The 12,271-nt window shown below is 36.7% G+C and carries 13 protein-coding genes; 8 read left to right on the plus strand and 5 right to left on the minus strand.

All coding sequences use genetic code 11. From position 1 onward, the window contains the following. Positions 1–117 precede the first annotated feature (117 nt). Positions 118–825: a GTP cyclohydrolase I FolE gene (gene folE / locus DCC35_RS09780; protein WP_137090616.1), complete on the minus strand. Its 708-nt coding sequence runs from the start codon at positions 823–825 to the stop codon at positions 118–120. Then, complete coding sequence (locus DCC35_RS09785) at positions 788–1,195, minus strand: 6-pyruvoyl trahydropterin synthase family protein (protein ID WP_137090617.1); 408 nt, start codon at positions 1,193–1,195, stop codon at positions 788–790. Before DCC35_RS09785 ends, folE begins: the two co-directional genes overlap by 38 nt. A 72-nt stretch (positions 1,196–1,267) precedes the next feature. Between DCC35_RS09785 and DCC35_RS09790 the strand changes: the two genes are divergently transcribed. The 3 genes from DCC35_RS09790 to DCC35_RS09800 all read left to right on the plus strand — a co-directional run bounded on the left by DCC35_RS09790 (position 1,268) and on the right by DCC35_RS09800 (position 4,459). Further along, positions 1,268–2,722 carry a phytoene desaturase family protein gene (locus tag DCC35_RS09790; protein ID WP_137090618.1) on the plus strand — a complete coding sequence of 485 codons (1,455 nt, stop codon included), beginning with the start codon at positions 1,268–1,270 and terminating at the stop codon, positions 2,720–2,722. A gap of 139 nt (positions 2,723–2,861) precedes the next feature. Beyond that, positions 2,862–3,518, plus strand: a complete 657-nt coding sequence (locus DCC35_RS09795) for a phosphoadenylyl-sulfate reductase (RefSeq protein ID WP_137090619.1) — start codon at positions 2,862–2,864, stop codon at positions 3,516–3,518. A 20-nt stretch (positions 3,519–3,538) separates the two neighbouring features. Next, positions 3,539–4,459 (plus strand): NAD-dependent epimerase/dehydratase family protein, encoded by a 921-nt coding sequence (locus tag DCC35_RS09800; protein WP_137090620.1) that lies wholly within the window; start codon positions 3,539–3,541, stop codon positions 4,457–4,459. On the opposite strand, the gene DCC35_RS09805 is transcribed toward DCC35_RS09800, so the two are convergent. Continuing rightward, positions 4,456–5,379, minus strand: coding sequence for an ion channel (locus DCC35_RS09805; RefSeq protein WP_137090621.1), 924 nt, complete (start codon positions 5,377–5,379; stop codon positions 4,456–4,458). The two genes, DCC35_RS09800 and DCC35_RS09805, sit on opposite strands and share 4 nt — an antisense overlap. Positions 5,380–5,705: 326 nt before the next feature. Here DCC35_RS09805 and DCC35_RS09810 point away from each other — a divergent pair, with 326 nt between their 5' ends. The 4 genes from DCC35_RS09810 (at position 5,706) to DCC35_RS09825 (ending at position 8,986) form a co-directional block, all read left to right on the plus strand. Further along, the gene (locus DCC35_RS09810; protein WP_137090622.1) at positions 5,706–6,224 is read left to right on the plus strand and encodes a hypothetical protein; all 519 of its coding nucleotides are present in this window, start codon (positions 5,706–5,708) and stop codon (positions 6,222–6,224) included. Between the two features lie 413 nt (positions 6,225–6,637). Then, positions 6,638–7,684, plus strand: a complete 1,047-nt coding sequence (locus tag DCC35_RS09815; RefSeq protein WP_137090623.1) for a serine protease — start codon at positions 6,638–6,640, stop codon at positions 7,682–7,684. Positions 7,685–7,755: 71 nt separating this feature from the next. Further along, positions 7,756–7,971: a hypothetical protein gene (locus DCC35_RS09820; RefSeq protein ID WP_137090624.1), complete on the plus strand. Its 216-nt coding sequence runs from the start codon at positions 7,756–7,758 to the stop codon at positions 7,969–7,971. Positions 7,972–8,302: 331 nt separating this feature from the next. Further along, positions 8,303–8,986, plus strand: coding sequence for a hypothetical protein (locus tag DCC35_RS09825; protein WP_137090625.1), 684 nt, complete (start codon positions 8,303–8,305; stop codon positions 8,984–8,986). Between the two features lie 117 nt (positions 8,987–9,103). Here the strand turns inward: DCC35_RS09825 and DCC35_RS09830 are convergent, their stop codons facing one another. Next, the gene (locus tag DCC35_RS09830) at positions 9,104–9,517 is read right to left on the minus strand and encodes a transposase (RefSeq protein ID WP_137090626.1); all 414 of its coding nucleotides are present in this window, start codon (positions 9,515–9,517) and stop codon (positions 9,104–9,106) included. A 511-nt stretch (positions 9,518–10,028) separates the two neighbouring features. Here DCC35_RS09830 and ltrA point away from each other — a divergent pair. After that, on the plus strand, positions 10,029–11,291 hold the full coding sequence (gene ltrA / locus DCC35_RS09835; RefSeq protein ID WP_217495942.1) for a group II intron reverse transcriptase/maturase: 1,263 nt from the start codon (positions 10,029–10,031) through the stop codon (positions 11,289–11,291). A 546-nt stretch (positions 11,292–11,837) separates the two neighbouring features. Here ltrA and DCC35_RS09840 read toward each other — a convergent pair. Continuing rightward, a complete protein-coding gene (locus tag DCC35_RS09840) occupies positions 11,838–12,254 on the minus strand; it encodes a BrxA/BrxB family bacilliredoxin (protein ID WP_137090627.1) in 417 nt (138 codons plus the stop codon). Positions 12,255–12,271 lie beyond the last annotated feature (17 nt).

A 12,271-nucleotide genomic window follows, 5' to 3' on the forward strand; every position in this document is an offset into this window, starting at 1 on the left:
CGGAGAATAGAAAATAAAATTTTGTTTTCTCTGTTTGCTGTAAGTGGCAATAATTAAAATGAATAGGCATAAAAAAAGCTGCCTTCAAAAGGCAGCTTAACAATTATCAATGTATATTTATCTTGTGCTATCTTTATAGATATGATTTAAAAACTCTTTCTTTTTATCCTCATTTAAGAATTTACCGCTATAATGAGTGGTAACGGTTGAGGAATTGGTGTCATTCACACCTCTTGAAGAAATACACATGTGGTCAGCATCAATAACCACTGCAACATCCTCAGTTTTTAAAACTTCTTTTAATTCATTAGCGATTTGAACAGTCATTCTTTCCTGTACCTGAGGTCTCTTAGCATAATATTGGACTATGCGATTTAATTTGGAAAGACCTATGATGTTTCCATTAGATATATATGCTACATGTGCATGTCCGTAGATAGGTACGAAATGGTGTTCGCAATTTGAGTGAAATGTGATATTTTTTTCAACCAGCATTTCGTGATACCTGAACTTATTCTCAAAAAGTGTAATGTCAGGTTTATTCTCTGGATTTAGTCCGCTAAAAATTTCTTTAACATACATTTTAGCTACTCTCCTTGGAGTTCCTTGTAAGCTGTCATCGCTCAGGTCCAGACCTAAGATGGTCATAATTTCTTTGAAATGTTTCTCGATCAGTTCGATCTTGAGTTCATCATCCTTGTCGAAAGCATCTGCTCTCATCGGGGTTTCAAGTGATGTTCCTACATGCTCATCACCTAAATCATCTATCCTTTTTTCTATTTTCTCGTCAACACGGGTATTCAACGAAGTTTCTCGGTGTTTCATATAATCTGACTGTTAAATCAAGTTTCTTATCAATTTCTTTTCTTAAAATATTCCAAATAACCACAGCAATGTTTTCTGCTGTTGGGTTAACATCCCGAAAGTCGTCGACATCGAGATTGAGGTTTTTGTGATCATAACGTTTTAAAATTTTATCTTTTATAATATTACTTAACTCCTTCATGTCGTAAACGTAACCCGTTTCCGGATCAGGTTCACCCACGAGCTTTACGATTAATTCGTAATTGTGCCCGTGAAAATTAGGATTATTGCACTTACCAAATACTTTATCGTTCTTCTCGTCACTCCAATTCCGATTATATAAACGGTGTGCAGCATTAAAGTGTTCCTTTCTATATACAGCTATTTTCATATTTCTAACATTTTATTAAACCTCATTCTAAAAATTTTGTTTAATTATTGACTTAAAATTATTAAACAAAAAATGAAGAATACTGACGTTGCCATCGTGGGAAGCGGTTTATCATCTCTGGTTTCAGCAGCTTTACTGGCTACTGAAGGCGTAAAAGTAAGTATTTTTGAACAGAATTACCTCCCCGGAGGCTGTACAAGTTCCTATTGGCGAAAAGGATATACTTTTGATAGTGGGGCTACCACCATTGTTGGCTTTGATGATGGAATGCCGATGAAAATCTTTTCTGATCGCACTGGGATTGATTTTCATCTTAGAAAGCTCGATCCACCAATGCAGGTTCACATGCCTGATAAAAAAGTTCTTACCCGGTATAATGACATTAATAGTTGGATCAAAGAAGCAGAGACCTACTGGGGTGGTGATGCTGAGCTGAGAAAGTTTTGGAAAGAAATGCACCAGGTTAGTAAAAGAGTCTGGAAGGTAAGCGGTCAGCAAACCCAATTTCCTCCTTCAAAAGCAAAGGATCTTATTAGTCTGGTTAAGAATTTTAAACCCGGACAGTTAAAATTAGTGCCAGAAGTATTTAAAACTGTACAGCAGGAAATAGATAATTATAAGTTAAATGATCTAAAGCACTTCAAACAATTTATCAATGAACAGCTTTTAATCTCAGCACAGAATTTTGCCGAAGAGGTAAATAAGCCTTTTGGAGCAGCAGCCTTATGCTACACAAATTATTCAAATTACTATGCTGATGGAGGCTTAATGGGATTAATTCAGCCTATTATCGATTATCTTGAAGAGATGGGAGTAGACCTTATGCTGAGAAATCCAGTGGAAAATATCAGCAAAGAAAATGGAGGTTATTCTTTAAAAACCAAGAAAGGAGAGTTTACTTCCAAATATCTTATTTCAGGTATTCCTGTTAATAATACTGTACAACTATGTGATTTTGAGATTAGAAGATCTAACACCTCTAAAATAATGCCATCGGAAAAGCTTTATAGTGCTTTCCAGATGGGGATTGGGTTTAAAGGAAGATTAAATTCAGAGGCTATACATCACCAGATTCTGCTTGATAATAAAATTCAGGAACTTGATGCAGAATCATTTTTTCTTTCTGTAAATCATCCTAAAGATAAATTCAGGGCACCTGAAGGCCACAGTGTGGCAAATATCAGTATGCATATTCGCAATCCCGGAAACACCAGATTTGAAAAAGAAGATGTCGTAGAAAGGGTCTTAAAAGAACTCGATCAAAGAAACCTTATAAAAAGAGATTCCGTTGATTACCTTCATAGCTCCACTCAATTTAGTTGGGAAAAATGGACCAATAGAGCTTTTGGATTTGTTGGTGGTTATCCACAATATTATTCTATCAAGCCCTGGCAAATGATCGATGCGAGAATTGATGGTGATAAAGCTTATCAGTGTGGTGATTCTACCTATCCCGGACAAGGTATACCGGGCGTTGCGTTAAGTGGAATGATTGCTGTTGAAAAGCTGAAAGCAGACTGGTTATAGAATCATTTCTGTTAACAGTTTTGGTGTTTTGTAAGCTAATTATCAATAAATCAGGCTTTTCGTAATAATTATGATAACAAATTATTGATTTGGTGGTGAAATCGTATATTTGTGAACTTAAAATCAATGGGAGGAAATTTTGACATTCGAAGAATTTAAATCCAAAATCGAGTTATATCATCACCAGGGCAAGAAAGTGTTTACTTCGTCCAGTTTTCAAACTCACAGTTTGGTGATGCTTCATATGATCAGTCGAATAGATAATTCTATTCCGATTTACTTTATTAATACTGGATATCACTTTCCTGAAACACTGACTTTTAGAGACCAGGTGGCGAAGGAATTTGGTTTGAACGTGATCGATATCAAATCAACAACTCCCAAAATGATGCAAAAAGACGCAAATGGAAGACTTCTTTTTACAAGCGATCCGGATCATTGTTGCTATTTAAACAAAGTTCAACCAATGGAACCGCTTTTAATGGAGTATGACGTCTGGATTAATGGTGTTCGAGGTGATCAATCTGCCGTTAGAAAAGCAATGACAGTTGAACAGCCAGCACCTAACGGAGCAATTCGTTTTCACCCTATGCTGGACTGGACAATGCGCGATATTTTTGCATACATCAAAGAACACAACCTTCCAAGGCATCCACTTGATGCAAAAGGCTATAGCAGTATTGGTTGCGAGCCTTGTACCAGGAAACCAGACCCTGAAATGCACGAAAGGGAATCAAGATGGTTTGGTATGAAAAAAGTTGAGTGTGGCCTTCACACTGATTTAGTTAAAAAATAAACTCTATTTACCACAACAACATGCGAATATTAATCACTGGAGGTACAGGATACATTGGTACCGCACTGACTTCAACTTTACTTGAAAGAAATGATGTAGAAGAAGTTATCGTGTTTGATAACCTTTCAAAGCAGAATTATAATTTTTTCCTGGGTCATACCTATAGCAATAAAGAAAAACTCACTTTTATTGAAGGAGATCTTCTGGATTCGAGATCACTAAAACAAGCTTTAGATGGTGTAGATGTGGTTTATCACCTGGCAGCTAAAGTAACAACTCCATTTGCTAATTCAGATCCGCATTTTTTCGAACAGGTTAATCATTGGGGAACTGCAGAACTGGTTTATGCCCTGGAAGAAAGTAAAGTTAAAAAACTGATTTATGCCGGGAGTACTTCGGTTTATGGATCCTCCAAGGAGGAAGTAACAGAAGGGACTGAACCCAATCCACGGACTTTTTACGGAATTTCCAAAATGAGAGGAGAGGAGCATGTCCAAAGACTGGTTGATAAGATGGACACATATATTCTTCGTTGTGGAAATGTATATGGATATAATAAATCAATGCGATTTGATGCCGTTATTAACCGTTTCATGTTTGAGGCGAACTGTAACGGCAGAATAACAATTCATGGAAATGGAAAGCAGGGAAGAGCCTTTATTCATATTGATCTATTGACTAAAGTACTAAAAGAAATTGCCTTTAATGAGGTAGAAAAAGGAACTTACAATGTAGTTGATAGAAATTTATCAGTATTAGACCTCGTGGATGTAATGAAAGAAATATATCCTGAGCTTGAATATTTATTTATAAATCAACATCTCAAATTAAGAGAACTGAGAGTATCGCAGGATTCCGCATTGAGATCACAGATTGACTATACCAATGAGAGATCTTTGAAGGATGAATTACTTGATTTTAAAGAAAGGTTCTCTTTTTAATCAACTTTTTCGTATTCGCTAATTTTATTAAGGTCAAAGACTGTATGGCCATGGCGGTCTGAATGATAAGCCGGTACAAACTTGCAACCAAACGCTATTTCATTTGAGGTATACGAATATCGCTGATGTACATGTTCGCTAAATGTATCATCGAAGGCTTTAAAGTGGATCATTAATTCAAAATTGAAATCTTCCTTGTTGCTCTCGTTAAATCCGTATAGTGGACTTTTCTCATCAATTTCATGCACTATTGTCCAGTTCAAAGGGAAAAATAAAATATAATTCCGTTCAAGTTTAAGATTATAGAAATTGTATACAGGTCCTCCGGGACCTATCTCTTTTTTCTGCATGATTACCTCAATTTCAGCTTCCATTAAGGTGTTGCTTTTAATATTACCTATCCTGAATTGAAGCATCTTTTTATCCTTTTTATCAACCAGCAAGGCATGATCGCTAAATAAAATCTTTGCTTTAGGTCTGGAAAAACGACTATAAAGTAAACCAGTAGCGATTGCAAACATCATGAAGCCCAGGAATGCTTCAAAACTGGCAATAATGTTAGTAGTCAATCCCAACGGATGTAAAGCCCCGTATCCTACAGTCGTGAAGGTCTGAAAACTGAAAAAATAAGCAATGAAAAAAGGATTATTGGTAGATAAAGTATCTATTCCACCTATATTTTCAACTCCTATTTTATAGTAGATAATAGCAAAAATCAAATTGGTAAATACATATCCTAGAATCAGGACGAGAAAAAATAAAGACCATCTGATATTTATCAGCCACTCAAAAGTGCTGACAAGGATATAAGTTCTTCCTTTGCGCTTAACATTAAAGCTGCCATCCTTATTAATAGTTCTTCCAGCTCTGTATTGAACTTTATCGCCTGTGCCCGGATCCCGACGTTGATTTTTAATCATAGATTTTTCAGTTGATTAAATTTATTCTGATTACAGATTAAAAGCAACTAATTAATCATACGGTCAATTATTTAAATTAATTTTTTTATTAATTATGTTTAATTTTGACTGTATGTTTTATTTAAACCTATCATAAATAGGCTTAAAGCTATTTTTATATAATTGTTTAAATTATTATTGACTAATTGGTTAATGCTATTGACTGAAAATTAAGTTTTTGTAACTAAATACATTTAGCCAAAATTATATAATTATTACTTTTCTTGTCTTGAGAGTAATAAGGGATTATTTTGGAGCTTTATTTTTTCATTTAGGATTTATTTTTTATGAAACTAGCATTCAGATTTAAAGAGGGATTTAATTTTTTATCCATTATAGGCTTATCGCTTGTTTTATTTACAGCTTGCATGAATAATGGGCCTGTCAAACTGCCTTTGGAGCAAATTGATGAAAGTACTCGTTCATATGGCTCTCATATTGTTCAGGATATTTTAAAATCTATAAGATCAGATGAAGGAGCTCATTATTTGATAGAAAAAGAGTATATCACTCCAAAGATTTACCAGGGAATTAGAAATAGCGGTAGTGCTTTTGGAGAGTCTTATTTTCTAATAAATATGATGCTCGGGAATGTCAAATCATATAAGCTGTTTGGCGGGGAACAAACACAAATTATCAAATCACTCAGATATAAGCTCAAAGTTGAAAATCAAGATTTAAAATTTGTCGAGTTAAAAATCGACTTGAACGCAGAAGATGACCTGGCCGGCTATTATCTATATGTCACCTCTAAAGATGGAAAATTGAAGCATGAAAACCTGCTTCCTAAAATCGTGTTGAGGTAATATAGGTTGAAATAATCTAAAATTTTTGAAACCATTATCTTAAGTATTTTAACATGACTTAGTAAAATAATGGGCTTTTATAGACTTAAATATTACTTGGCTACATTAACCAGGAGACAGTTTGTGATAGTGTGATAACTCTAAATACCCATCCTTGGGTATTGACTTTACCTTATCCACTTCCTATAATTGCTTATCACCTCTTATCAACTATTTCGAAGCTTTCATTACTGTCGATAATCTATGGCAGTTTTCTATGCTTGTAGAACAGGCAAGTTCCATTTAATACCTAAAATTTGAATATTATCAATTAACAGAGTCTGCATACTCACCTCTTTTTAATTCTTTCATTAATCAATAGCAAAATTTGGCTTCAGCAGGCACCAAGTATGCTATATTAATCAAAACTTATCATGGCTAAATCAAATGGAAAGTCACTAGACAAAATTTATGAAGTTCAGGCCCAAATGGAACCTGAGCTATTAGAAAAAGACAATGTTGTTGGCGTTGCGATCGGTCATAAGATCAAAAATGGTTTAGAGAAAAAAGAAGATGTAATGACCTTATTTGTAAACCAGAAACTTCCAGAAAATCTGCTGTCATCCGATCAGATGATTGAAAAGGAGTATGAAGGAATTCAAACTGATGTAGTGGAAGTTGGAGATATTTTTGCAGGATTCATCGATCCTGAGACAGGTGTGGAAGTTGATGTAGAAACTGAAACCCATGTAGATCATGAGCCCATGGCAGATTATATTGTGCAGGCAGGAGCTTCATCAAATTTAAAACGCAGGGTACGGCCTGCTGAGGGAGGCTACAGTTGTGGTCATTATAGAGTAACTGCTGGTACCATTGGCACATGCTGCTACGACCTGACCCCATTCCCGGGTATTCCAAGTAAGTATTACATTTTAAGTAATAATCACGTCATTGCAAATTCCAATGACTGTCGTATTGGAGATCCGATTTTACAGCCGGGACGAATAGATGGGGGGACTTATCCAAAGGATATGATAGCCCGCCTAACCAGGTATGTTCCTATTAAATGGATCAATGGCGACAGAAAGCCGTGCAACTATGTAGATGCAGCGATTGGCGAAGGTAACTTCCAGGATCTGGATAGGGAGATATATTGGCAGGGAACAGTTAAAAAGCTGTATGACGCACCTAAAATAGGGGAGATTGTACAAAAAACCGGTCGAACCACCGGATTCACCACAGGTAAAATCACCAATATCAATGCCACTGTTAATGTAAATTATGGCAGAGGTCGTGTTGCAAGATTTTGCCGGCAAATTGTGACCACCCGTATGAGTGCTCCCGGTGACTCCGGTAGTTTAATCCTGGACAGAGATGAAAACGCAGTAGGATTGTTATTTGCAGGTTCAAGTACAAGGACAATTGTTAACAATATTCTATATGTTCAGTCCTTATTAAAAGTAAGACTTACTGAAAAATAATCTCTTATTATGTAAATTATATAGGCCAGAGCATTCTTAATGTTCTGGCCTATTTAAAAAATTATTTAATTATGGAAGATATAAAGACCGCGATCAATAAAGCAACAAAGTGGATGGATGAGTATGAGGGTGTAGAAGGAGTGGCAGAAGGAAACAAAGGAGGGAAGCAATGTATTACAGTATTCATTTCAGATGAGAAGATAAAAAGCAAATTGCCTGAAGAAGTGGACGGATACCCGGTAGTAATTGAAGTAAGTGACCAATTTAATGCAATTGATGATAAATAAATAATTCCATGTTTAAGTAAAATTTTTTTAAAACTTACATTTAATTTAAAATCATAGTTTCAATTTTGTTTTGATAACAAAGTCATATTATTACTGGCCTTCCTGTAGTTGAATTCCCCCCTGGCGCTCGTTGCTTTTTCAGCAAAACGCGTGCTGTACACTAATCATATCAATTGCATCAATTATTTTGATATAATCTCTATCTGATATAATTTTCCAGAACCAACTATTTAGCCGTTATTATAGTCACGCGTATTGCTTCGCTATGCGCGCCAGCGGGAGTTTTGCTTCACAACGCGCGCCAGCGGGACTTAGAATCTTTATTAAAATAATGGGGACATTTGGATTAAATGAGGTTAAAAGCGTTGTAACTCAAGAATTCATTGGGCATCTATCTCCTGTTAATTGGATAGTGAGAGATGAGAACTATGGTCTGTGGATTGAGAAAGAAACAAGTGAGACGAAAGACTTTATATATTTTACTATCAAAGATCATTATGATGAAAAACACCTTTCAAAATATCATTTAGCCAGACCATCTGCATCAAGACGGTTTCATCGGGTAGAAAAGGTTTTGTCTGAATGTTTTGATCAATTTGATGAAATGGATAAAGCTACCATTTTTCCATTTGACTACTATGATGGAGGGATGGATAATCGTTTGCCACCTCCATTGACAGGCGTTGTTAATGAGGAAGAACTCAAAAGGGATGTGGAAATAATGAAAGAGTATTTAGATCAATACATTCTTCCATTTTTCATTGACTACCCTACTTTAAAGGAAGTGGATGCCAAAATCCAACAGATCCCAATTGTTGACCTGCATAAGTTTATTGGTCAAGAGGTGATCGGTAGGCGCATGGTCATAATGAAACTGGCGGGTAATCCAGGCTATGAAGAATATGTAAAAATGATACTGGATTATTTTGAGGGAGAAGCCAAGAAGGGCAATGCCGAAGCAAAAGCAGACTTGGAGAAGTACACCAAGTTGAAAGAATACCTTGCTAACAATTAAGCAGAAAGATTAAGGGCATTCGTGAGATTGTCCTTTAATTTTTTCTTGGCTATGAGTGAATGCCCCCCCCACCCCCTGGCGCATTCTATGATAAAAGTAAAGTAATTTCTTAATTATTTATGCAGCGAATTTATATGTATTTATGTAGGGTGTTTGTCTATTAATAACGGCAAATACTCTGCTTAAAAGCTTACATCTTATATTGTTTAAGACAAGCATTTTGTTTTTACCTTCTTTGATTTTTCTATCAAAATAATTTTTCATCTGTGGGTCATACTTTTTACTGCTCAATGCACACATGTTTAAAAGCGATTTGAGTTGTTTATCTGCATAATGGCTGACTCTGGTTTTACCTTTAATACTTGATCCAGAAGAATATTCAAATGGCGCTACCCCGGCATAACAAGCTAGTTGCCTCCAATTTGTGAAGTTTTCAAATCCATTTGTTGTACAGATTAATTGGTAAGCCGTTTGTTCCCTCACTAGCGCAAGGTGTGCCGAGAAGTGAAAGCTCGGATTAAGATCTTTCACATGCTGTAATTGAGATGGAGGTAGGTCCTCTGAAGGCGCTGTTCAGGCGGAGCCTTCAAACTACCCTGCGGTGCTGGATGAGTAATTATCTGGTGTTGAGCGGAATAGGGAAAAGGTCTTGTTAAGAGATCAAGTGTGTATATAGGAGATGAACGAAAGTCGAAAGATACTGACCGAAGCGTCAGTGTGAACCATCGAAGACGTGTCGAGAAAGTGGAATATATCGTCAAAACTTGACCTGGCTTGCGAGGGTCTTGGACAAAATCTAGCGGTTACCTGATTACTGGCTAGGTGGCGGTCGTCATTAAGGTGGCATGAACTATATACAGGCTCAATTATGGAACTCGGGAGATCCTTAGAAAATAGAAAGTGAAAGCACAAGTGAAGATCTCACAAGGCGAATAGCAAAGTTTCTAAGGAAGTCGGATGAAGTCGTAGTAGTAAAGAAGTACCTGTAATGGGTATGGAGCAAAGGACTTCAGTTATACAGTTTTAAATACATTAACAACTCATGCAGAGAAGGATTAATGAATTAGAAACAAAATCATTACCCATCACTCAACAGATGGTCAGGAAAGCTTACCGAAAGGTTAAATCGAACCGAGGTAGAGCAGGCATTGATCAGGTAAGTCTGGAAGAATACCAGCAAGACCTGTCAAACAACCTGTACAAACTTTGGAACCGAATGGCTTCAGGAAGCTATTTTCCACCATCAGTGCGAGCGGTGAGTATTCCTAAATCAAATGGGAAAAGACGGAAACTAGGAATTCCAACAGTAGGTGATAGAATAGCCCAACAAGTTATGAAGGACTATCTGGAACCAAGGTTTGAAGAGATATTCCATGAAAACTCCCATGGATATCGCCCTTTAAAAAGTGCCCACCAAGCTGTAGAAAAAGTGAGACAGAATGTCCGCCAATACGCTTGGGTTATCGATATGGATATTAAGAGTTTCTTTGATGAAGTAGATCATAAATTAATGATAAAGGCATTGGAGAAACATGTATCGGAGCGATGGGTACTGATGTATCTCAAGCGATGGCTGGAAGCTCCAAGTGAGGATGCTAAAGGTAATCAGATTGAAAGAAAAGGGAAAGGAACACCTCAAGGAGGAGAAATCAGCCCATTATTAGCCAATTTGTATCTGCACTACACATTTGACAAATGGATGGAGATCAAAAATCCAGGAGTGCCTTTTGTGCGCTATGCGGATGATGTGATTGTCCATTGTCACAGTGAGCAGGAAGCGCAACGTATCTTAACAGCCATTAGAGAAAGATTACAGCAATGTGGTCTCAGGTTGAACGAGGCTAAAACGAAGATTGTTTATTGTCAGGATTACAGACGAGAGAAGAAAGATTACAAGAAGAAGTTTGACTTCTTAGGCTTTAGTTTTCAACCCCGATCGACAGCCTCTCAAAAAGGAGGTATGTTTCTGGGGTATGATTGTGGGATTAGTATTACATCAAAGAAAAGGATCTCAACCAAGTGGAAAGAGATGAAATTTCACAGATGGACAGGAGCTACAATACAAGAAATAGCTAGACTAATCAATCCGATTATGCGTGGTATCTTTCAATATTATGGAAGGTACAAACGGTGGGAACTACAGTCGGTGATTCGCAATTTTCACTTTCGTCTGGTAAAATGGATAGTAAACAAGTATAAGCGTTTTCGAGGTAGATATAAGCGAGCATATGAATGGCTGATAGAGGTAAGAAAAGGGTTCCCAAATCTGTTTTACCATTGGACATTAGGATACAAAACAATGTAATTGTATAACAAGAGCCGTATGATGGGAGACTATCACGTACGGTTCTGTGAGAGGTTTAGGGTGAGATTCCCTTTACCTACTTGACCATGTGCTTGTGCTATTATCGACTAATACTGGTTCAAGATTCCTCTTGGACCAATCGTTATTAGTTCCTTAAAAAGTTTTCCAACCTAAACGTTTAGCCCTGGAATGTGTCTTCACTATCCAGAAAAGATAAAATAGTTGAATTTAATTTCCGGTGCGGGCAGTAAATTCATATTAATTCTATCGTTTCGCTTAACGACGACGGCATAAGAGAATTCTTGCGCCTAGTGGGGTAAGTTATTAATCAAGTTTCACTGCTACCTTCAGGCAGATATCTCACTTTATGCTTCATAGATGATACAGATATATAAAACGAATCCTTCTTTACTCATGCTGCTTATTAAAGTTCGATATGACGATGTAATAGGAGGTAGGTAGTTATAGGATAGGTATCAAAAGATATCACAAATAAAAAAAGCTGCCCTGAAATCAGAACAGCTTTTTATCTTGAAATATTTCTAATTAGCAGTATTCTTCGAATACGCCTTCAAGGTGTCTGGCTATCAATTCTGCCGGTGCACCTTCGATTTGATGTCTTTCTACAAAGTGTACCAAATCTCCATCTTTAAATAAAGCAATACTCGGAGATGATGGAGGGTATGGAAGTGTCATTTCTCTTACTTTGTTTACAGCTTCGCCGTCTACACCAGCAAATACTGTTGTTAAGTGGTCAGGCTTTGCATCTGAATTTTCTACCGCCATTCTCACTCCAGGTCTTGCCGCTCCCGCAGCACAACCACATACAGAGTTAACCACTACCAATGTAGTTCCTTTGTTGTCAGCAAAATGCTGCTCAACGTCCTCTACTGTTTTTAATTCTTTGAATCCTATATCTGTTAATTCAGCACGCATCGGTGCTACTAATTCTGCTGGATACATATCAGTATATTTCTGTT

Source organism: Mangrovivirga cuniculi, assembly GCF_005166025.1.
Classification (GTDB): Bacteria; Bacteroidota; Bacteroidia; order Cytophagales; family Cyclobacteriaceae; genus Mangrovivirga; species Mangrovivirga cuniculi.